This is a genomic window from Pseudoalteromonas sp. G5_S1_54_S4, assembly GCF_054968565.1.
The window spans coordinates 54,010-77,372 of record NZ_JBQKUL010000006.1; the positions used below are offsets into that span (position 1 = coordinate 54,010).

The 23,363-nt window shown below is 40.1% G+C and carries 18 protein-coding genes; 6 read left to right on the forward strand and 12 right to left on the reverse strand.

Features of this window, described 5'->3' with window-relative positions:
* Window positions 1-135: 135 nt before the first annotated feature.
* The 3 genes from ACTRWE_RS04145 to ACTRWE_RS04155 all read right to left on the reverse strand — a co-directional run bounded on the left by ACTRWE_RS04145 (window position 136) and on the right by ACTRWE_RS04155 (window position 2,751).
* Complete coding sequence (locus ACTRWE_RS04145; RefSeq protein ID WP_462879546.1) at window positions 136-1,365, reverse strand: ammonium transporter; 1,230 nt, start codon at window positions 1,363-1,365, stop codon at window positions 136-138.
* A 9-nt stretch (window positions 1,366-1,374) separates the two neighbouring features.
* Window positions 1,375-1,713, reverse strand: a complete 339-nt coding sequence (locus tag ACTRWE_RS04150) for a P-II family nitrogen regulator (protein ID WP_010391070.1) — start codon at window positions 1,711-1,713, stop codon at window positions 1,375-1,377.
* Window positions 1,714-1,968: 255 nt separating this feature from the next.
* A complete protein-coding gene (locus ACTRWE_RS04155; protein ID WP_033104051.1) occupies window positions 1,969-2,751 on the reverse strand; it encodes a response regulator in 783 nt (260 codons plus the stop codon).
* Between the two features lie 304 nt (window positions 2,752-3,055).
* Between ACTRWE_RS04155 and ACTRWE_RS04160 the strand changes: the two genes are divergently transcribed.
* Window positions 3,056-4,573, forward strand: coding sequence for a S10 family peptidase (locus tag ACTRWE_RS04160; RefSeq protein WP_033104050.1), 1,518 nt, complete (start codon window positions 3,056-3,058; stop codon window positions 4,571-4,573).
* 48 nt (window positions 4,574-4,621) lie between these two features.
* On the opposite strand, the gene ACTRWE_RS04165 is transcribed toward ACTRWE_RS04160, so the two are convergent.
* Window positions 4,622-5,314, reverse strand: a complete 693-nt coding sequence (locus tag ACTRWE_RS04165; protein ID WP_033104049.1) for an START domain-containing protein — start codon at window positions 5,312-5,314, stop codon at window positions 4,622-4,624.
* Window positions 5,314-6,834 carry a CYTH and CHAD domain-containing protein gene (locus ACTRWE_RS04170; protein WP_033104048.1) on the reverse strand — a complete coding sequence of 507 codons (1,521 nt, stop codon included), beginning with the start codon at window positions 6,832-6,834 and terminating at the stop codon, window positions 5,314-5,316. The genes ACTRWE_RS04165 and ACTRWE_RS04170 overlap by 1 nt, the downstream gene beginning before the upstream one ends.
* A 212-nt stretch (window positions 6,835-7,046) precedes the next feature.
* Here ACTRWE_RS04170 and ACTRWE_RS04175 point away from each other — a divergent pair, with 212 nt between their 5' ends.
* Window positions 7,047-7,652, forward strand: a complete 606-nt coding sequence (locus ACTRWE_RS04175; protein ID WP_013464329.1) for a TIGR04211 family SH3 domain-containing protein — start codon at window positions 7,047-7,049, stop codon at window positions 7,650-7,652.
* 92 nt (window positions 7,653-7,744) lie between these two features.
* Here ACTRWE_RS04175 and ACTRWE_RS04180 read toward each other — a convergent pair whose 3' ends face one another.
* Window positions 7,745-8,227: a winged helix-turn-helix transcriptional regulator gene (locus ACTRWE_RS04180; RefSeq protein WP_016899359.1), complete on the reverse strand. Its 483-nt coding sequence runs from the start codon at window positions 8,225-8,227 to the stop codon at window positions 7,745-7,747.
* A 169-nt stretch (window positions 8,228-8,396) separates the two neighbouring features.
* On the opposite strand from ACTRWE_RS04180, the gene putA reads away from it, so the two are divergent.
* Both putA and ACTRWE_RS04190 read left to right on the forward strand, forming a co-directional pair.
* Complete coding sequence (putA, locus tag ACTRWE_RS04185) at window positions 8,397-12,200, forward strand: bifunctional proline dehydrogenase/L-glutamate gamma-semialdehyde dehydrogenase PutA (protein ID WP_013464326.1); 3,804 nt, start codon at window positions 8,397-8,399, stop codon at window positions 12,198-12,200.
* A 109-nt stretch (window positions 12,201-12,309) separates the two neighbouring features.
* Entirely contained in the window at window positions 12,310-13,506 is a 1,197-nt protein-coding gene (locus ACTRWE_RS04190; RefSeq protein ID WP_016899357.1) for an HD-GYP domain-containing protein, read from the forward strand.
* Window positions 13,507-13,513: 7 nt separating this feature from the next.
* Here the strand turns inward: ACTRWE_RS04190 and ACTRWE_RS04195 are convergent, their stop codons facing one another.
* From ACTRWE_RS04195 to ACTRWE_RS04220, 6 genes are all read right to left on the reverse strand, one after another.
* Window positions 13,514-14,521, reverse strand: coding sequence for a general secretion pathway protein GspB (locus ACTRWE_RS04195; protein WP_350653574.1), 1,008 nt, complete (start codon window positions 14,519-14,521; stop codon window positions 13,514-13,516).
* An 11-nt stretch (window positions 14,522-14,532) separates the two neighbouring features.
* Window positions 14,533-15,450, reverse strand: coding sequence for an ExeA family protein (locus tag ACTRWE_RS04200; RefSeq protein ID WP_016899355.1), 918 nt, complete (start codon window positions 15,448-15,450; stop codon window positions 14,533-14,535).
* A 153-nt stretch (window positions 15,451-15,603) separates the two neighbouring features.
* Window positions 15,604-16,119, reverse strand: a complete 516-nt coding sequence (locus ACTRWE_RS04205; RefSeq protein WP_013464322.1) for an Lcl C-terminal domain-containing protein — start codon at window positions 16,117-16,119, stop codon at window positions 15,604-15,606.
* 10 nt (window positions 16,120-16,129) lie between these two features.
* Entirely contained in the window at window positions 16,130-17,776 is a 1,647-nt protein-coding gene (locus ACTRWE_RS04210; RefSeq protein ID WP_350653571.1) for an Lcl C-terminal domain-containing protein, read from the reverse strand.
* A gap of 66 nt (window positions 17,777-17,842) precedes the next feature.
* Window positions 17,843-18,175, reverse strand: coding sequence for a hypothetical protein (locus ACTRWE_RS04215; RefSeq protein ID WP_008465987.1), 333 nt, complete (start codon window positions 18,173-18,175; stop codon window positions 17,843-17,845).
* Window positions 18,176-18,210: 35 nt separating this feature from the next.
* A complete protein-coding gene (locus tag ACTRWE_RS04220; RefSeq protein ID WP_462879548.1) occupies window positions 18,211-18,915 on the reverse strand; it encodes a DUF2982 domain-containing protein in 705 nt (234 codons plus the stop codon).
* Window positions 18,916-19,162: 247 nt separating this feature from the next.
* On the opposite strand from ACTRWE_RS04220, the gene ACTRWE_RS04225 reads away from it, so the two are divergent.
* Together ACTRWE_RS04225 and ACTRWE_RS04230 are read left to right on the forward strand one after the other, a co-directional pair.
* A complete protein-coding gene (locus ACTRWE_RS04225; RefSeq protein WP_138627647.1) occupies window positions 19,163-20,215 on the forward strand; it encodes an efflux RND transporter periplasmic adaptor subunit in 1,053 nt (350 codons plus the stop codon).
* A 3-nt stretch (window positions 20,216-20,218) separates the two neighbouring features.
* Entirely contained in the window at window positions 20,219-23,317 is a 3,099-nt protein-coding gene (locus ACTRWE_RS04230; RefSeq protein ID WP_462879549.1) for an efflux RND transporter permease subunit, read from the forward strand.
* Window positions 23,318-23,363: the final 46 nt, after the last annotated feature.

Sequence of the window (23,363 nt, forward strand, 5' to 3'; positions counted from 1 at the left end):
AGTGTAATATATTCCGAAGGTTAATTTAACGCGAGGAGCTTATCACATTACTCTAGCACCTGAAAAATTAACCTCCCCTGAAATCAAAAAAGCCCTAACAGAGTAGGGCTTTGATTGAACACACAATACTTTAAATTAATTACTTCTAACTGATACAAACTCTGGATAAGCATCAATACCACAATCGTGTTGATCCATACCGTTTAACTCTTCTTCTTCGGTAACACGAATACCCATGGTTTGCTTGAGGATTGCCCATACAATGAATGAAGCAATAAACACAAAACCAATAATACATAGTAGGCCAATCAACTGATTAACAATGCTAGCCTCAGCATTAGTAACAGGTATTAGCACTATACCTAGGATGCCACACACACCGTGAACAGAAATAGCGCCCACGGGATCATCTATCTTCGCTTTGTCCAATGCGACAATACTGAGTATTACTAATGAGCCACCTAGTAAGCCAAATAAGCACGCCATTAATGGTGATGGTGATAATGGGTCTGCAGTAATAACCACTAAGCCTGCAAGTGCACCATTAAGTACCATGGTTAAATCAGCTTTGCCCCATAACAGTTTACATAAGAACAAGGCTGAAATTGCCCCCATAGCTGCAGCAGCATTGGTATTAAGTAATATTTGACCTACCGCTGTTGCGTTTTCTTTATCTGAAATTAATAACTGTGATCCGCCGTTAAAGCCAAACCAACCCATCCATAAAATAAACGTACCCAATGTAGCAAGTGGCAAGTTTGAACCTGGAATTGGGTAAATTTCACCATTTTTACCATATTTACCTTTACGTGCACCCAGTAGTATTACACCCGCAAGCGCTGCAGCCGCACCCGTTGCATGTACAATGGCAGAGCCTGCAAAATCAACAAAGCCTAATTCAGATAAGAAGCCGCCACCCCATGTCCAGTAACCTTCAATTGGGTAAATTAATCCTGTTAGTACCACTGTGAAAACTAAGAAAGCCCATAACTTCATACGCTCTGCTACGGCGCCAGATACAATAGACATGGCCGTTGCAACAAACACTACTTGGAAGAAAAAGTCAGATTCTAGTGAATGATTAGCATCTGCCGCTTGGCTACCTATTAGCCCACCAAACGAAGGAATAACGCCGCCTTCAACATTATCTACGTACATAATGTTGTAGCCTATCAACAAAAACATAGTACACGCGATAGAATAAAGCGCGATATTTTTAGTTAGAATTTCTGTGGTATTTTTAGAGCGCACTAAACCCGCTTCTAACATTGCAAAACCGGCTGCCATCCACATGACTAAGATGCCAGACATTAAAAAGTAAAACGTATCGAGCGAAAACTTCAGCTCTATAATTGTATTTTCCATGTTGCCCCCTTAAATTGCATCATCATCAAGCTCGCCAGTACGAATACGGACGATTTGGTCTAGGTCGTAAACAAAAATTTTGCCGTCACCAATTTTGCCCGTTCCAGCGACTTTGGTAATGGTTTCTACAACGCGTTGGCAATTTTCACTACGAGTAGCAATTTCAAGTTTAATTTTAGGTATAAAGTCAACCTGATATTCAGCACCACGGTATAACTCAGTATGCCCTCTTTGACGTCCAAATCCCTTAACGTCAACCACTGTCATTCCTTCGATGCCTAAATCAGCGAGTGCTTCACGCACATCATCTAGTTTGAATGGCTTTATTATTGCACTGATCATTTTCACAAAGGCCCCCTTAGGACGCTAGCTTGTTATTGTATTTCCTCTATACAATCCAACCTTTGTGCCATTTTTAAATTAATAATAAAAACATAAACTTAAAAAAATAAATAATATATAAAACAAAAAAGCGCACCATTTAGGTGCGCTTTTTTTATGCAAAATACTGCATTGGTGCGAGGTGGTTAAAAGCAAGACGTCATCTCTAGTGACCCGCTGCACAACGTTCTAAGTACTAATTAATTTTTTAAGCATAATGACTTACTCAGTCGCGTCGAGGGATAAATCAGCTCTTACAGCTTCACCCAGCCATAGCGATTCCATAGTTTTTACCACTCGAAAATGAAACTCTTCATGAGTAAAGGGCTTAGTTAAAAAGTCATTTGCACCCGATTTAATAAACTGCGTGGCAACACCATAACTATATACATCGGCCAGACCAATAATAGCTAATTGCTCACGACTTTTAACATTTCGAATTGCTCTAATTAATTCAAACCCATTCATATCAGTTAAATTATGATTAGTAATGACTAACTTAATTGCCCTATTATGGTTAAGTATATGCAATGCTTGAGCGCTATTATCAGCAGTAATAACATCAAATAACTGTTTTTCGAGCATTTGCTTAATCAAACTACTGCTTAACAAGGAATTATCAACAATTAGCGCCTTACGCCCTTGATTACGCAGTAACTGTGCAACTAATTTAATAGCGTAAAGATAAGAATCACGGTTATCTTTAATAATGTAATCAATAATCCCTAATTCCAGTATTTTTAAGCGCGTGGACTCTTCTAATTGCGTTGTCATTAATAGCGTAGGGATACCTTGCGATAAAATATAGCGAGCAACATCCATATCGGTTTGTCCACTAAGTGGCAAATCAACTAAGGCGAGTGAATAACTTGTTTGGCTCAGGAGTTGTTTGCATTGAGTAAGTGACGAGGCAAAATCAACCAAAACATCAAGGTATTGAGCAGCAATATGTTTGAGTACCTGCTGTACTCTTATATTATCTTCAACAATTAAAACCCGTTGCATAAACTCCCTTTTATTTGCGCTCACTCTTTAAGGTTATAAACCTAAAAAGAAATCACTTTCAATCATCCATATAGAAACAAGTAAAGCGACCAACTACTTAAAAACTTAATTAATAATTAAATTTTTTAATCGCCTTAAACTTACAGTGCGGTATACACATAAAGCATATTTCGCCTGTTTGCTGTGATCAGATTAATCTTAATTACATAAACTCAACGATTATTATCGGCAGCTAGTCTCATTACTTTTGTTTTTTACTCAAATATCGCTATAACTGCAGTACATAAAATAAAAAGGGTCACTTATGAAATTTAGTCGAAGTCTATTTTTACCCATTGCCGCTATTGCGCTCACCCTAAGTAGCGCCTCGTTTGCCGATAATCAACGTCGCATTGATATTGACAGTAAAGTGGTTACCCAGCACAAAGCAAAAATAAATAATGAACGATTTTCTTACACAGTAGCAACTGGCACACAACCGGTATGGGATGACAAGGGAGATGCTATCGCAACCCTTCAATACACTTACTACACGCGCGATAAGGTCGATGATAGAACAAAGCGCCCATTACTTATTTCATTCAATGGTGGCCCAGGCTCAGCGTCAGTTTGGATGCATTTAGCATACACCGGCCCACGCGTTTTAAAAATTGACGACGAAGGCTACCCTATTCAACCTTACGGTGTTAAAGATAACCCTTACTCGGTTTTAGACGTAGCCGACATCGTTTACGTAAACCCTGTAAACACGGGTTATTCGCGTGTCGTTGAAGATAAAGATGGTAACCTTCTAGCAAAGGATAAACAAAAAGAGTTATTTTTTGGTGTGAATGCCGATATAAAATATCTAGCAGAGTGGCTTAATACTTTTGTATCTCGCAATGAACGCTGGCGCTCTCCTAAATTTTTAATTGGTGAAAGCTATGGTACCACTCGTGTATCAGGCTTAGCGCATGAGCTACAAAATAGTCAATGGATGTACATTAACGGTGTTGTACTCGTTTCACCTACCGATATTGGTATTAAGCGCGACGGTCCTGTAAAAGCCGCTAACCGCCTACCTTATTTTGCAGCCACAGCCTGGTACCACAAGGCATTAAGCGCTGATTTACAAGCTAAAGACTTAGACGAGCTATTACCTGAAGTGGAACAGTTTACCGTTAATGAGCTCATTCCCGCGCTTGCAAAAGGCGGATTTATTGCCCCAGATGAAAAACGTCGTATTATTAAAAAAATGGCCGAATATGCAGGTCTATCTGAAACATTTGTTAGCCAAAATAACTTAGACATTCCGACACAGTTTTTTTGGAAAGAGTTATTACGTGAACGCGGACAAATGGTTGGTCGACTGGATTCGCGCTATTTAGGGATTGATAAGCGCGATGCCGGTGAATCACCAGATTACTGGGCAGAGCTTACATCGTGGCTGCACTCTTTTACCCCTGCAATTAACTACTACCTGCGTGAAGAGCTTAATTACAAAACCGACATCAAATATAACTTATTTGGTAACGTTCACCCATGGGATAGAAGCGGAAACAATACCGGTGAAAACTTGCGTTTAGCTATGGCTCAAAATCCGTATTTAAATGTGATGGTTCAAGCTGGCTATTTTGATGGTGCAACAAACTACTTTGATGCTAAATACACAATGTGGCAACTAGATCCAAGTGGTAAAATGCAAAATAGATTAAGCTTTAAAGGCTACCGCAGTGGCCATATGATGTACTTACGCCATGCAGATTTAAAAAGCTCTAACAACGATTTACGCGAGTTTATAAAACAGTCTATACCTAAAAACGGTCAATCCGCTAAATACTAATTAGCTTATATCCACTTAAAAAAGTGACCACTTAGGTCACTTTTTTGCTTATAACCGCGGCAATTCGCCATGTGTGCAATTACCGGTGCGAATGACGGTTGGCTTTGCTGTGTACTGCTTTGTCGTGAGTATTTCAGCTAGATTTATTAGCGTGTTAAAGGTGCTTTTTAGAGCGACTCGGTTATTTAGCCAATTGGGTATACTTCCGCCTGGTAACGCATAAACCTGATAGTCAATATGCAAGTTATTCGCTTGCTGAGTCAGTAACCACGTCGCATCTAATGTGCTTATTCTTACTACCCCTTTAGTTTGAGGTAAAAAATCAGGACGGGCATGAATACTAAGTTGAGTTTGCAACGCGCTGCGTTTTGTATAGCACGAATACGTGACTAAATCTCTATTTGCAACGGGCCAAGGGGAGTCAATAAAGCTGTAAACAAGGTTTTCTGAGGGGCTTAAATATTTCAGTAATTTTACTTTAGCAATATTTTCTATCCAGCGGGGAGCAGCATCGGTATCACTGAGTAAGGCGATTAAATCTTCTGCTGTGGTATTCTTAACCACCGTTTCAGCTTTCATTTTCAAGGTATCATCGCTCAAACGCTGAAAATAAATACTCACTCCCTGTTTACTCTCGTAAAGCTGCCAAGAGGGCTGTGAATACACATTTGTAACAAAACACAAAAGCGATAGAATAATGCACTTTTGCAACAAGTTAAGCGTGCAAAAGTGCTTAGCCATCAAAGCCAATACGGTTCTGTATCAAATGAAGCGTGTCGACTTTGCTCCATGGCACTGACTAAAAAGTCAGACTTTTGTTCCAACCATAGTTGTATTTTTGCTAGTTGAGCATCTTCTTGCCCGCCACACAGCTGTTTTAAATAATCAAGCGTGCTTAGCTCATACATGCCATGAGAAATATCGAGCCAAGGAAGCCTAAATTCTAATCGTTCATCTTTATTAAACAGTGCACCTAAACAGTTACCACTGAGTAAGCTATTCTCTAACTGAGTACGAAAATTTAAATAATCATTGCCCGCTAAACTTTGCTCTTTAGGCAATAAGCGGTGTAAATTTTTCCAATCTTTATCAAATAAACGATGAGCAATATCAATAACGGGCTGCTCAGCATTTTGTAGCTCTGCTTGGCTCCAGTCTTTACGCCACTGCTTATTTATCAGCCACGTTGTTAAGCTCAGCAATAAACGGTTGTAGCGCGCACTATGAAAAAGCGCAAAAATATCATCAATACTCGGTTGTAACTCTTTTAAATCGTTAATAACTTGAGCTAAGGCGGGCGCACTGTTTATTTTTTTATAAAAAGCATGGCGCTTAGAAGTGTAAGTTTTTAACTGAATGGCATTTTCAACCCATGCTAATTCACTCAATAACCACTTTAACTCCGTTCTGAGGTGCTCGGTGCTGTCTTTACTGACAATATCATCAAATAACCAAAAGTTATGACGAATTAAACTAATACCGTCGGTCACACGTTTTAATGTTTTTAAACTTGGCTTATCAAAATAGCATTGCTCATGTTTTTGCACAAAGCGAATACCAAAGCCCATGGCTTCAATAAGTGCTTGCTCTTGAGTGGCTTGCTTAGTAAGTTTAACAAAACCGATAGATTTACTCGGTTGTAACGGTGTGTTATCCGCTAGGCGGTAGCCTCTTGCTGCTTTTGAATAAAGCCCCAAGCGCACACTGTTTTGGCTTATTAATTTATCTGCTAAAGCAAATAGCTCGTCTCGGCTACCTTCGACGAGCTCTATTTCAAGCTCGCTAATAATCTCCACTTTACCCGAGGCGGCCACTTCACCTTTATCTAATACCACTTCAATTTTGGCACCATTTTGCGTTTCAATTAACCACGTACGGCGGATAAAATTAGTACTAAATATAGGGTAGAGGTTTTGTGATATAACATCAATTTGCATGCCGTGTGGCCAAATTGATGAATCAAACGCCATTAAATTAGGTCGATGTGTTTCTATGGGAAGGTTATATTCTGGACGTTGATGTAATCCCCCCACCACGTCTCCTGCAAGCTTAATTGTTTGCTCACAGCGCTCGTCTGTACAACGCGTTCTAAAACCAATATCGAGTGCTCTCAGCTCTCTGCTTGGCGTATCAAAATAAGCATTTTGCAAACTTTTAGAAGGCTTGTTTGTGACTGTTTTTGCAAATTGAGTAATTAACGAGGGGATCAGTGGAATGACGTCATCTGATACCAAAAACTTCAGTTCTATCTCAGTATCCATTAGGCTTGCGGATTACCCTTAAAATTAATAAGTGCTCAAAATAAACAAAGCAGACCTATATTGCAAATTTTTTAGTCATAAACACGCAAGCAAAATGCTTTGGTTACAATATCTATCTTGCTATTAAACTATTAAATCCATACTATCTATATACTTATGCGAAATAAAAATCACGTTCACAACGGACACTGCTAGATTAACAAGGTAGATAAATGCTAAAACACTGTTTACTATGGCTGCTTTTAACAGCCGCCCCGTTTATGAGCCAAGCAGAGGAAGCTCAATCAACGCCGCCTACTAATGCTAAAACAGCTTATATAATCGATAACTTGTATACTTTTATGCGTTCAGGCGCCAGTAAAGACTATCGCTTACTCGGTTCTATAGATGCAGGCACGCAACTGACTTTATTATCTGATGAACAAAACGGTTTTATAAAAGTTAAAGATGATAAAGACCGTGAAGGCTGGGTAGAGGCTAAATTCATCAGCGAATCAGCTGGTTTAAAGCAGCAGTATCAAGCGCTTAACAGCGAAATTAGCGCTATGCAAAATAAATTACGCCAAGCGCAAGTAGAATTACCTGAACTACAAGAACAAAACTCACAGCTAACCGAACAAAATGCTCAGCTGTTAGCACAAATAAGTCAATTACAAGACTCGCTTGCTCAAGAACAACAATTAAAGCAAGCAACCAGTGCTAAAGAAAAGCGTCAGCTACTCACTTATGGTGGTGCTATTGCATTTTTAGGTTTGTTCTTAGGAATTATTTTAACTATTGTGTTATCGCGCAGAAAACGCTATGAAGGTTGGGCGTAAGCGCCACCTATATTGCAGGCATAAAAAAAGCATCAAAAAGATGCTTTTTTTATGCCTGCAATTTTTTATACCTGCAATAATGTACTCAAAGGTTACATATCTAAACGCAGTCCAGGATCCTGTTTGATTTTTTCTATTACCATGTAAGTGTGGTGTGTACCCACTCCCGGAATATCAACCAAATCACCTAATACTTCTCTGTATTCGTCCATATTAGAGACACGAATTTTTAATAAATAGTCGTAACCACCCGCTACCATGTCACATTCAACAACCTGCTTAATTTTAAGAATGTGTTCGCGAAACACTTTAAATACCGCTGTATTTGAGGTGACTAATGATACCTGCACATGCGCCACTAAGCTTTGATTGAGCTTTTCCTCGCTTAACTTTGCAAAATATCCCTCAATGTAGCCTTCTTGCTCCAGACGTTTAACTCTATCTAAACAAGGACTAGGACTTAAATTCACTTGTTTTGCGAGGTTAACATTTGAAATTCTACCATTGCGCTGCAAAACGTCTAAAATTGATATATCGATACGATCAAGCAGGCGTAATCTATTCGGATTAGTCATATCAGTATTTTATATGGATAAGTTAATAATATGCCCTGTAAATTATCGTAAAACGGCAAAATTAACCAGCATATTCTGCTGGATTTTAATTAGAATGCACGCTTTACACCAACAACATTTAGCGGTAATTAACAATTACCCTAAGTCTTAACACTCCTGAGGGTTGCTTATGTTATTCAATGGCGATTTAACAACGACTTGTCCGATCAGACAAAAGATCCGTGACTTCTACCGTATAGATGAAAATGCGGTTATTGATCACATTTTACCACTTGCAGAAGTCGGTGTTAAAGCACGAAGCCGTGCATGGGAAAGAGCTCGCCAAATAGTTTTAAACATTCGTAAAGACCAAGACGGTCAAAGCGGTGTTGATGCGCTATTAAATGAATTTTCACTATCGAGTGAAGAGGGTGTGGTATTAATGTGTTTAGCCGAAGCGCTGCTTCGTGTTCCTGATAAAGCAACTCAAGAAACATTAATACGTGATAAATTAGCAAACGGTGATTGGAGCTCTCACTTAGGTAGTAGTGACTCTTTATTCGTTAATGCCTCGTCTTGGGGATTATTAGTAACCGGTAAAATGGTTAACTATAACGATAAGACTAAAGAGCAACAGTTTGGCATACTCAAAAAAACCATTGGTCGTTTAGGCGAGCCAGTTATACGTAAGTCTGTTAACTTTGCTATGAAGATAATGGGCAAACAGTTCGTAATGGGTCGTACCATTAACGAAGCGATTGAGCGTGCTGCTGAAAAAGAGCAAAAAGGCTATGTATATTCTTACGATATGCTAGGCGAAGGTGCTCGCACAATGAAAGACGCCAAGCGTTACTTTGATAGCTACATGAATGCGATTCATGCTATCGGTAAAGCCGCAAATGGCCGTGGTCCAATAAAAAGCCCAGGTATTTCTGTAAAGTTATCGGCTATTCACCCTCGATATGAGTTCACTCATAGAGAGCGTGTAATGGAAGAAATCGTTCCAAAACTAAAAGAACTAGCCCTTGCCGCTAAAAAATACGATATCGGCTTTACTGTTGATGCTGAAGAAGCTGACCGTTTAGATATTTCTCTTGATGTTATTGAGGCAGTATTTAGCGATGACGATTTAGGCGATTGGCAAGGTTTTGGTTTAGCGGTTCAGGCTTATCAAAAACGCGCTATTTTTGTTATTGAATGGCTAACCGACCTAGCAACCCGTGTGGGTCGCAAAATGATGGTGCGTTTAGTAAAAGGCGCATACTGGGATACAGAAATCAAAACCACACAACAAGATGGTTTAGATTACTTCCCGGTGTTTACCCGTAAAGCAACCACGGATGTATCATATAAAGCGTGTGCGATTAAAATGCTCGAAGCACGTGATGTACTTTACCCGCAATTTGCAACACACAACGCCTACACCGCAGCGACTATTTTAGAAGTGGCCAAAGGTGATAACCAAGGTTTTGAATTCCAACGTCTTCACGGTATGGGTGAATCTTTATTTGACCAAATCGTTGATGAAGAAAAAATTCAGTGCCGCGTATACGCACCGGTCGGCCAACACGAAGACCTACTTGCTTACCTTGTGCGTCGTTTACTAGAAAACGGCGCTAACTCGTCATTTGTAAATGCCATTGTAGATACCACACAACCGGTTGAAGCATTATTGCCAGATCCTGTTGAAACACTGCAAGGTTTACGTAATAAATACAACACACAGATAAAAATGCCAATTGATTTATACGGTGAAGAACGTGCCAATTCAAAAGGTATGGACTTAACTGATATTAACGTGATCACCCCGTTTAAAGAAAATTTAGACACTTGGTTTGAAGAGCACTTAATTGATGAAAGTCAAGTACCAGAGGGCGCGCTGGCAGTTAAAAACCCTGCAAACCATAAAGAAATTATTGGCCATATAAAATTACAAAATAGCGATGAAATGAAAGTGTTGCTAGCCAACGCTGAAACCGCATTTGAATCATGGTCACAAACACCGGTAAAAGAGCGCGCCAATTTGTTGCGTCGCGTTGCTGATATTTTAGAGCGCCATCACGATGAGCTTGTTGCTATCTGTATTAAAGAAGCAGGTAAAGTAGCACAAGATGGTATTGATGAAGTACGTGAAGCCGTTGATTTTTGTCGTTACTACGCAGCCCGTGCAGAAGAGCTTGCGCAAGATGAGCGCTTTGAAGCCCGTGGTGTTATTTTATGTATTAGCCCATGGAACTTCCCGCTCGCTATTTTCTTGGGTCAAGTTGCAGCGGCCATTGTTACCGGTAACACGGTTATTGCAAAACCAGCAGAGCAAACCAGCTTAATCGCACTTCGTGCCATTGAATTAATGCTATCAGTTGGTTTACCTGAGCACGTTGTACAACCTGTCATTGCTCGCGGTAGCGAAGTAGGTAAAACCATTGTTCCTGATGAGCGTATTCAAGCTGTTATGTTTACAGGTTCAACTGAAACGGGCACGCTTATCTCGCAAACATTAGCAGCACGTAACGATATTCAGGTGCCTTTAATTGCAGAGACTGGCGGCCAAAACTGTATGATTGTTGACTCAACAGCGCTTCCTGAGCAAGTTGTTGATGATGTTATCAGTTCTGGTTTCCAAAGTGCAGGTCAACGTTGTTCAGCATTACGCGTACTCTTTATTCAAGAAGACGTAGCTGATGGCATTATCGATATGCTTAAAGGCGCACTTGCTGAGTTGCATATTGGCGACCCATCATTACTCTCTACAGACGTAGGCCCAGTAATAGATGAAAAAGCGCTTAAAACACTCAACGACCATGTTGAATACCTAAAGGGTAATGCAACACTTCACTATGAGTGTAAAATTCCTGATAACAGCGAAAATGGCGCATTTTTCTTTGCACCACGTTTATACGAAATTAAAGACTTATCGGTATTGAAACGTGAAGTATTTGGCCCGTGTGTGCATGTTATCCGCTTTAAATCGAGTGAGCTTGATAGTGTTGTCGACCAAATCAACAACACGGGTTACGGCTTAACAATGGGTATTCATTCTCGCATTGAAGAACGTTGTGAACATTTAGCGAAAATGTCGCGTGCAGGTAACGTATACATCAACCGTAATATGATTGGTGCCATTGTTGGCGTGCAACCGTTTGGTGGCCGTGGACTCTCTGGTACTGGCCCTAAAGCCGGTGGACCAAACTACCTACAACGCCTAATAAAAGAAAAAGCATCACCAGATAACGTACAAATGACTAACCTAACGCCAGATGAGCTTGATTTACACCACTACAGTGGCGCAAATGAGCAAGTAGAAAAGCTGATGGTTAACTCTATGCGCGATGAAAAAATCTGGCGTGCAACGCCACTGAATGATCGTGTTTCTGCGGTACGTCAGTTATTAGCGAAAGTAGCGACGGTTGAAATTATTGACGACCTCGCGGACGATTTAGCGTTAACACTTGCCGATGCACGTGCTCAGTTAAACCGCTTAGAAAAGCACATGCGTAAATATACAACATTGCCAGGGCCAACAGGTGAGTCGAATACACTTCACCTTGAAGCTCGTGGTTGTGTGGTTTGTTACGCAGATAAAAGCACCTCATTTAACTTTTGGGCACTGTCTATTATTACCGCACTAGCGGCTGGTAATACGGTAATTACTGTTGCATCTGAAATATTTTACGACGAAGCGGTTGCCTTTAGAGATAAGTTTATTGCAACCGGCGTTGCTGAAGGTGTTTTCCAAGTAGCTAAACCAAACCAGTTACAAGCTATATTGGCACACCCTCACCTAGCGGGTGCGGTAGTTGCTGCACGTTCTTCTCGCTTAGGCTACTTCAGCCAACAGCTTGCACAACGTAAAGGCGCAATACTGCCAGTGATCAGCTCAGAGTATTACGACACGCTAATTAAGCGCCTTATTACTGAAAAAACAATCAGTATCGATACAACGGCATCAGGCGGTAACACCTCGTTGATGACGCTTGTTGAAGATGATGAATAGAAAATAGTCATCATTTAATTAAAAAGGCATCAATTTGATGCCTTTTTTATTTCTAAATGTGAATTTATTTGTTACTTTCTCTAATCATATTTGTTAATTAGAGTTCACTTTGAAAACCATTCCGACTACACAGCTAAAACCTGGTATGTTTGTACAAAAGGTTGTTAAGCAAACTGGCAATATTAGAATAAAAAACCAAGGCTGGGTTAAAACTCAAAGTGGAATTGATAAATTAATAAAATCTGGCATTTTAGAGGTAGAAATCGATCCTGATAAAATGCTCACCTCTGAAGAATCTGAAACACAACCAACGCCTGCGACTAAGCACGAAATCAAAAAGCGCGATCCATGGTTAATAACCCACAGTGCTGAGCAAGAAATGAGTAAAGCTAAAAAGCTTTACGATGAAGCAAAAAACCTGCAAACCAAAGCATTTGGCGATATAGAATCTGGCCGCACTGTTGATGTTGCTCCTTTTAGGGAGCTGGCTAGCGGGTTTATTGACTCCGTATTTAGAAATCAAGATGCGCTGGCGTGCATTACGCAAATGCGCCAAAAAGATGCCTATTTATTAGAGCACTCGATAAATGTGTCTATTTTAATGAGTATTTTTGCAAAACATCTCAATATTGAAAAACCAATCATTGAAGAACTTGCAACAGGTGCCCTATTGCATGATATGGGAAAAATAAAAATACCTGACGCGATTCTCAACAAACCAGGTCGCTACACAGACGAAGAATTCAAAGTGATGCAAAACCATGCGCGCTTTAGCAAAGAAATACTAGAAGACGCAGGATTAACGGGGATTGCTGTTGATATCGCAGGTATGCACCATGAGCGCTTAGATGGTAAAGGCTACCCCTTTGGTAAGAAAGGCGATGAAATAAGCCAATATGTTCGTATGGCCTCTATTGTTGATGTATATGATGCATTAACCGCTGAACGCGTTTATAAAGCGGGTATGGAGCCAATTAAGGCGTTTAAAATATTAAAACAAGGTTGCCCTGATAGCTTTGATGGCGTGCTACTTAATAAGTTTATTCAATGCATTGGTATTCACCCAGTGGGCACGCTGGTAAAACTTTCCAGCCAAAAAGTGGGGTTGGTGACCCAAAGTAATCCTGCAACACCATTAAAACCAGTCGTAAAAACGTTTTTTAATGCCAAACATGGGCGTTACACTGAAGTTCAAGATATTGACTTATCAAGCAAAAGAACGCAAGACACGCTTGAATCAGCAGTGAAACCCAAAGAATATAATATAGATTTAGAGGGCTTTTATAAGCACTCTATCTTTAGTTAATTGGCCACTACTGTGGCCAATCTTGCAGGGCTTTTAAGCTAAACTCATAGCCATCAAAATCAAGTACGCTCTGATCCGGTGCTATTTCTAACACCTTCAACGCACCAATAGACTCCCCCTCATATAGCTCTCTGCCATTGAGCTTTATCCAGCGCTTATCTGCTGTCGACGAATAAATATGTGCCTGATATTTAATGCTTGGCAACATACTTTGTAGGCCATCCGGCAGTAGTTCAACGGGTTGTACCCGTGATGAATGACGAGAGCCTTGAGTTACTTCGTAGTCGGCTGTTGTTTCTGTGTCATTAACGGCTTGCGCAAACGCATTTTTAAGCGTGTCGGGAACCGTATCTAGTTCAGCGGTTGATTCTGGCTGAGCAGGCACATTTTGATTAAGTGGTTTACCTAACACTTTGTATTTACTCAACTCATCGGCACTGAGTGTTCTTTTCGTTGGCTGAGTTGGTACGCTTTTCGGTTGGCTGCTCTGTGATTGAAAACTAGATGAAACGTTATTCTGCGCCGAGAAATTTTGCGTTTGCCCTTGAGACGCTTGATTAACGCTCATAGGTAAATATTGCCCTTGTGGCGTAAGCAACATTTGCTGCACACCCGTTGGGGTTTGTACATAAACCAACTGCCCTGCCAGTGGCACAGAATTGTTAGGCGCAGTTGTAACAAGGGGCGCTTGAGGGGTTGTTACTGCTTGAACAACCGTTTTTTGTACTTCCTCTGGGCTTGTTGGTTTTTCTACCACTGCTGAGTCTTTTTGACTAAGGTCATTTTGGAAAACCTTATTTTTTACGGCTACATTTTCTTGTTGCAGCCACTTCCCGACAAAAAAGCCACTGGTCAATATACCCGTTGCCAATAAACTTCCTGCGAGTAAAAAACTAATTCGACGATAGGTCATCAACTGGTGTTGTTGTTTTAATTGTTGCGCTTGCAAGTCATATTCCTCTGCGCTCATGGTATCGTGCTTTGACTGCTTTAACGCATCTAATAAATAAGACATGAATCACCTAACTAAAGAATAAATGACAGGCCAATTCCTGCACAAAAAAGCATTAACGCAGCAGCACTATAAGGCCAAATCGAACCTGTTTTACTCACCTTATTATTTGTGGCAATAAAATCGATAGGTAAAGATTCACTCGCCGCTTGCTTAACAATATCACTGCCAACAATTTCTTGCTGTTTGGAAAATGCCCCTACTAATGCGCGTTCACACACCAGATTCATTAATCGTGGCACACCGCCTGTGAGCTGATGCACCATTTGCATCGCTTCCATTGAAAATATTTTCTTGTCACAACCTGCTATATGCAACCGGTGTTGAATATAAGCAATGGTTTGCCCTGGTGTTAGCGCTAACAAGTGATACCTGGCTGTAATACGCTGTGCTAGTTGCCTTAACTCATTACGCTTTAAAAGTAGCTGTAACTCAGGCTGCCCAACTAATACTATTTGTAATAACTTTTTATGGTCCGTTTCGATATTGGTTAATAAGCGAAGTTGTTCAAGCACATCGGGGGCAAGCAACTGTGCTTCATCAATAATTAAAATAGTATGCCCCCCCGCTTTATTATTAAACTCAAGGTGCTTTTTAATCACATCCGTTAGACTCTTCAGCGTGGCATTTTTGGCGTCGTAAGTTATTTGTAATTCATCGCAAATACTGGCTAACAGTTCAAGTTCTGATAACGCAGGGTTATGGATCATGGCTACTTGGGTATTTTCAGGCAGTCGCTCTAACATACTACGTGTTATGGTGGTTTTACCTGTACCCACTTCACCTGTTAACAGCACAAAGCCACCGTCTTCACCTAGTCCATAGGTAAGGTGCGCTAATGCTTCTTTATGGCGTTCACTTAAAAATAAGTAGTGGGGATTAGGCGAAATTGAGAATGGCTTTTCTTGTAAACCAAAATAGCTTAAATACACCTTTATAGTCCTTGGTCGTTAATTCACGGTCTATAATGGCAAAAAAATAGCCTGGGTGACAACTACAACCAGGCTTTATTATTAAAATAGTGTAAATAAAAAGGCTAACCGTAAATAAAAGAGCATTTTTAGATTCGCTAATATATTAATTAACTACTTCTCATAGCGTACTAGGCGTAAATATACGTTACTTGTTTTAGCATGTAAGCTATTTAAACCACTGGAAAATTGATAAACCCATGCCGAATTTATATTGCTAATACCCGAGGTATTAGACCAATAATTTTGCGACTGCGTTGCTAAAAAAATACCCGCATTAATACTTGGATCGGTACAACGGTGATCTACTATACTAGCTAACTCTTTAATACTCGGCACTTGCCAGTCGTTATAATTTGCCGTGGTGTCATTCAGTGCGCCTTTAAGTGAGGCCTGCCAGTTTAATGGTTGAGTATCACCATCGCAGCTAGTTGTTTCGCTATTATAAACTTGACCATAATTACAGCGCTGCCACATTAGCCCTGTTTTAGTATCTGATACAGTGCCATCAATATTAATCACAAATCGGTCGGTATCATCGCTAGTCGCGACTTCCTGATAACACTGCTGCGCTGCAAGTGACTGACTTAATCCTAAGGCTAATAACATAGAGACTTTAATTAATTTCATAATAATCACCTTAACGATTTCTAACTAAGCGCACATAAGCGGCATTATCTTTTGGATAGGCTAAGTCGTTGCCATCCATCATATCAATAATGTAAGCCTGTGATAAACTAGCACCATCAACAGCCGTTTGCGAAGTCCAATAGCGTAAATGCCCTTCGGTGTTAGTCGATGGTGTATTAGGAAAAAATGCAGTATCTATCAATACGTTTTGCCCTTGTTTACCGTAATCAATTAAACCTAAAAGTTCAGTATAAGTGGGTAAACGCCAGTTACTGCCGCCACAAAAATCAAGCGCATTAACTTCATCAATATAGGTTTGTAATCCACAATCAGTATCGCTCGGGCATGTGGTATTATCACTACCCGCTACATCGCCACTATTGACAGTCCCTTGCCAAATGTAACGGTTTTGCCCATCACGTAAAGTGGTATTTGGTAACACACCGGAATAAGGGCTTTTCACTTCCCAAACAAGGCCGGTAGTATTATCACGAATACAGCTAAAGTTTTGCGCATCATCGAGAAGCTCATCGGCAAACTCATTAAGTTTGGTGTAATCAAAAGCCAGATTCCCTTTACCCACTTTACCTAAACGATTGGCAAAACTATCGCGCCCAAGATCAGCATCTTGAGCTGGAAATTCATCATTATTACAATTAATTCGCTGAGTATTGTTATAACACTCTCCTACTCCTGTATCATTTATTAACCCAAGCGCTTTGGGTGTTACATCAATAAATACGGTATCTGTGTCGGTGCGCCCTTTTAAGTCCATAACTTGTACTTCAAAGCTAAGCGTTGCATTTAAATCAATATCAGAGGCAAAAAAGCTGGCAGTACATGACTTCGGTTCAATCAGGGTTTCTGCATTACCGGTAAGTTGTTGCCACATACATTGATAAGATTGAGTTGCCGCTTCGCTTGCAGTGGCATCTAAAATAACTTTATCAAACTCTTCTACTGTTTGATTAGCGCCTGCATCGGCAATAATCACTTGAGCTGTTTTATTAAGGGTCATATCAAATTGTGATGCAGATACTCCGCCCTCATCATCTGTTACGGTGAGCTGCCATTTTAAGTTGGTGTTATTTTCTAATAATGGATGAGGAAAACTAAGCGTTGGATTGGTATAGCTATCAATTGTTAAATCCGGCCCTGACAATAATTGCCACAAATAACTGCTAATTTCGCCATTTTCATCGGGGTCTGTGGAAGTTAAACCACTAAGGGTTACAGTATCCTTATAAACTGAGGGCAAGTTTGCAGGAGCAACTTGAGTAACAACAGCAAGAGGAAGCTGATTATTAGAGGCAATGAAAACACTCAAGTCGTCATTCACTAAACTGCCATCTGACGTTTGATAGCTAACTCTTAATACCAGTTCACTGTCAGACTTTACATCTGGTGCAGTAATGGTTTGTTCAGCCCCTTCAAGCGGAAACACATCTATAATAGGGCCACTTACACGCTGCCAAGTAAATGTACCATCTGCAGGAGAGCCTTTTGCAGAAATAGTAAACTCTGATTTTTCTACAACTTGAAGATCGTTACCTGCAAATACTGATGTTTTTATATCACTGTTATCAGCACCACCTCCCCCTCCGCATGCAGCCAAAAGCAAGCATGACATAAGTGGTATTAACGAAATTGCTCTCATACTCAGCACCTTTTTGTCTTAAAATTATCTAATAAAACTATTAAGCAAAAAAAATGCCATTATAAATTATAAATAGCTATCTTGATGAATACGAACAAATAATTTAGTGCCAACTTTACTGTAATCTACTTTATATTCGCGGCCATCTAAGGATTGAATAAACAACAATTGTTTTTCTTCGCTAAATACATCAGCACTAGTAATATAAACAACGTCGAGGTAACGCTCTTTTGCATCTCGGCGGTTTTTTGGCAGTTCTTCTTTAAATGGCTCAAGACCATTACCTGTTACTTTAATTTTAGGGTGAGTCTCACCATTAACAATCACTAAATCTAGTTTTCTGTTTTTATGTATTATGGTGTTTCGACCACTTTTAATGAAAGATCTGTCTTGGCTCATCGTTATTCCTAATCCCGCAGTGAGTGCTTATATTATTATTCACACTGCGACTTTATAAACTGAGAGGGATCGCGCTTCCATTTATTTAAATTTGCGCTAAATTCCCAAATATCACTTTCTATTACACTCGCTGGTAACAGTAAGTCATACCCTGTTAAAAGCTGAAGATGCTTAGCCCTATTAGCAAACATTGCTATAAGCCCATTATAGTCAATTCCTTTTTTTGACCTATATTTATTATCTTCAACTAACCATTCTGATGGGCAATGCCCATTTTTGCAATTTTTTTGAACAACTTGCATAAAGAAATGTCGCTGCTCTATCAACAATTTACCCGCAATTCTTGGAGCTAAAGTAGACAAGAATGAATCTATATCATTTAACTTAATACCAATCGCATTAAGCTCAAGGTAATCAATGCCATTATCAACCTTAGGTATACCACAATGGTGCAAATTCTCTGGGTGTAAATGCCATTGTCCATACTTATGCTGATATATTAATTGCTGCTCAGTTAAAATAATACTATAAAAAGGTTCTTGTGTTTTAAAAAAGCCAATTAAAATTGCAGCAATACATAAACTTACTAAAAAAATTTCGATAATACTTATTTCGCCTGGGCGTAATAAATTAAACAGCATGATAATAATCAAGCCAATGCTGCCGACCACTAATATTTCAATTCCATTTTTAGCGCCTTGCGCTCGGTAATTTAGTATTTGTTTATTTATATTAGCCATACTGAAAAAACGCCATATAAAATATAAACATAATAATAGCCCACAATGCTAACTTTCTCAGCGTTAAACAGCGTTTGCATGATGTTTTAAAGCTCATCAATTAACTCCCATTATTACTGTTAAATATGCGCAATGACTAAGTATCAGTTATTTTTACGCTTAACGCACAAATTAATGAGATACATAACCGCCTTTTTTTGTCCTGATTTCGTACAATACTTATAATCTATTTTCAGGTATGAAAACAATGCACTCTAAACAATCAGGTAAAGCCTTATTTCCATTTATTATTTCGTTACTAATAATTTTTAGCGTTTATTTGTATTTTCCCGCATCACAGGGCGAGCAAGCCAATTACTCGGCAATGACAACGCAAGTCTCTGCCCACACGGTAAGATCGCAAGAAAACGCAATTATGATTGAAGCCATTGGCAGTGCTCGTGCTAATCAGGCTATCTACATTAAAAGCGCCCAAAACGATTATGTCACTAGCATTTACTTTGAAGATGGCGACTTGGTCAGCAAAGGACAAAAATTAGTACAACTGCAAAACCAACAAGAACAATTTGCAGTAAAAGAACTTAGCATTAATTTACAAGAAGAAAAACGTCAATTAGCCAGACTGACCGAGCTTTCTCGCTCGCAAGCGACGGCCAAGTCATTGCTTGAAGAACAACTCGCTCGCGTTGATGCCAGCGAAGCACAACTTGAAAGTGCTAAAACCAAACTCAATGAAATGGCCATCACCGCGCCTTTTTCTGGGTTACTGGGGAAACGCGAAATATCGGTGGGTGCGTATATTAATAATAGTACTGTGATCACAACCCTCGATGACATTAGTATTATAAAAGTTGATTTTAAAGTGCCTGAAAAGTATTTAGCTCAATTGAAAAACGGAATGATTGTTCGCACTCAAAACGATGCTTACCCTGATCAAACATTCAGCGGTAAAGTAACCCATATAAGCTCACGTATTGATTCAATCACTCGCAGTGTAGAAGTAACAGCCAGTTTTGCTAATAAATCGGGTTTACTTCGCCCTGGTATGCTACTTAAAACTGCACTAGAGCTAAGCAGCAATCAAGCGCTGATGGTGCCTGAAAAAGCAATTATTCCTCTGCAAGATAAACACTATGTTTTTCAAATTGAAGATGGCATAGCTAATCGCATAGAGGTACATGTTGCAAGTAGAAACAATGGCTGGGTTGCAATAGACAAGGGGTTAAAGAACGGCGAGCAGATTGTTACCGAGGGAATAATCAAAATCCGCTCTGGTAGCAAAGTAAGCGTTAAGGGGTAACACGTGAAAATTACCGATACTAGCGTCAAACGCCCCGTTTTTGCGATTGTTATTAACTTACTGTTACTCACTTTTGGCTTAGTTGCTTTTAGTATGCTGCCTTTGCGCGAGTACCCTGATATTGAAACACCGATTGTAAATATTAGTACTGAATATACCGGTGCATCTGCTGAAATTATTGAAACAAAAATAACCCAAGTTATCGAAAACCGTATTTCGGGGATTGAGGGTATTAAAAGTATTAACTCATCGAGTCGTAATGGCCGCTCAAACATTACCATTGAGTTTAATATTAACCGCGACATAGACGATGCCTCTAACGATGTACGTGAGCGTGTTGCACGGGCATTAGACAGCCTACCAGAGCAAGTACGCCCTCCTGAAGTATCAAAATCAAATAGTGACGAAAGCCCTATCGCGTGGTTTGTACTTAACAGTGAAACCATGGATTCATTGCAGCTTTCTGATTATGCACAGCGTTTTATTGTCGACCGTTTGGCCGTTGTTGATGGTGTATCAAATGTGCGTATTGGGGGTGAGCGAAAGTATGCCATGAAAGTATGGCTTAATCGCCAAGCAATGGCAGCCCGTGGCATTACCTCTAGTGATATAGAGCAAACACTGCGCAGTGAAAATGTAGAGCTTCCGGCGGGTGAAATTGAATCGGTAGACCGTGATTTTACTGTGCGCACTGCACGCAGCTATAAAAACCAACGTGATTTTCAAAACCTTGTTATTAAACGAGGTGAAGATGGTTATTTAGTACGTCTAGGGGAAGTGGCTGACGTAAAATTAGAAGCCGCCGATGATGAAAGCTTATTTCGCGGAAATGGCCGTAATATGATTGGTATGGGTATTGTTAAACAAGCCAAAGCAAATACCCTTACAGTAGTTGATAACGCCCGCAGTGAACTGGAAAAAATAAAACGTAATTTACCTGAAGGCACTACTATAGAAGACAGTTACGACTCTTCAGTATTTATCAAAGAATCAATTAATGAGGTTTATAAAACTTTAGCAATTTCTATGGGGTTAGTCGTGCTTATTATCTTTATATTTTTAGGTAATATTCGCGCCACACTTATTCCTGCGGTCACCGTACCGGTCGCCTTAGTCGGTAGTTTTATGTTTTTATTAGCAATGGGTTATTCAATTAACTTATTAACTCTACTGGCACTAGTATTAGCAATAGGCTTAGTGGTAGATGATGCCATTGTAATGCTAGAGAATATTCACCGCCGCATAGAACTTGGGGAGCCGCCTTTATTGGCAGCTTATCGCGGCGCCCGTGAGGTAGGCTTTGCAATTATAGCCACCACCCTAGTGCTGATCTCTGTGTTTGTACCATTGGTGTTTATGGAAGGACGAATAGGCGCACTATTTACAGAATTTGCAATGGCAGTAAGTGCCGCCGTGTTCTTCTCCAGTATTACTGCATTAACACTCTCTCCGGCATTGTGTTCAAAGGTGTTAAAAGCTTCTGAAAAAGAAAGTAAGTTTAGCCAAGTAATGGATCGCTTTTTTACTAAATTAGAAAATGGATACCGTAACGCTTTAGCGTCAAACATGACTCGTAAATGGGGCTTAATGCTGAGCTTAGTTTTGGCTGGGTTTGTTAGTTATTCACTATTTTTACAAATACCGTCTGAACTTACCCCTAAAGAAGACCGTGGTACCTTTTTTGTACTTATGAATGGCCCTGAAGGCGCTAGCTATGAGAATAATGCCGCTAATATGGCAAAGATAGAAGAGCGCTTAATGCCTTACTCTGAATCTGGCGAACTAAGCCGAGTTTTAGTGCGAGTTCCAGGCTGGGGTGGCAGTGGTGGTGTAGCCATTGTTGGTATGGCGGATTGGGATAAACGCAAACGTTCAACCTGGGAAGTCATGGATGAAATAAGCGGTAAAATGCAAGAGGTCACCGATATACGTGCTTTTGCTATTATGCGCCGTGGTATTGGCGGAGGTGGTTCATCTCGCCCTATTGAATTTGTTTTACAAGGTAATGATTATGCTCAGCTAGCTGATTGGCGCGATAGAATTATTAAACGAGCAGAGAAAAACCCTGGGTTAGTGCGCATTGATCATGATTATAAAGAAACCTTCCCACAATTTTTAGTCAGTATTGATAAAAATAAAGCCGCTGATTTAGGCGTATCAGTCTCGGATGTGGGACGTACACTTGAAACCATGCTTGGCCAACGCCGTGTAACCACTTTTATTGACCGCGGTGAAGAGTACGATGTAATTTTAAAGGGAACTAAAGAAGACTTTGCAAACCCTACTGATATTTCAAATATTTACCTTAAATCTCGCAGCAATGAATTGGTGCCACTCGACAGCCTTATAAGCTTGAAAGAAGAAGCCACCGCCTCGCGTTTAAACCGCTATAACCGTATGCGTGCAATTACTCTAAGTGCCAACTTAGCTGATGGCTATACGCTAGAACAAGCACTAAACTTTTTAAACAATATTGCCGCAGAAGAAAACGACATTGATGGCGCCATTGATTACAAAGGTGAGTCACAATTGTTTTATGAAGGTGCCTCAGCCATGACCTACGTGTTTGTGCTGGCATTGACCGTGACCTTTTTAGTGCTCGCTGCTCAGTTTGAAAGCTTTATGCATCCGCTTGTTATTATGCTCACCGTTCCACTTGGGCTAATGGGTGCTATGTTTGGCCTGTGGAGTATGGGCTTAACACTCAATATATACAGCCAAATCGGTATTGTGATGCTCATCGGGTTAAGCGCTAAAAACGGTATTCTGATTGTTGAATTTACCAATCAGTTACGTGATAAAGGGTTGGAATTTAGTGAAGCTATTTTACAAGCCGCTACCCAGCGTTTACGTCCTATTATAATGACCTCCCTGACTACAGTTATGAGTGCAGTACCTTTGGTACTCGCCTCAGGGCCTGGCTCGGAAAGTAGAATGGTAATTGGTGTGGTGGTATTTACCGGCGTAACGGTTGCCACCATACTGACTCTGTTTGTGGTGCCAGCTGCCTATTATGCACTAGCGCGAAATACACAATCACCAGAGTTTTTACAGCAAAAGCTAGATAAACAAGCAGCTGAAAAACCACTTAAAGAGATCTAAGTCACTCTGAGCGTCGTAATTAGCAGTTACGGCGCTATTTTGGTGC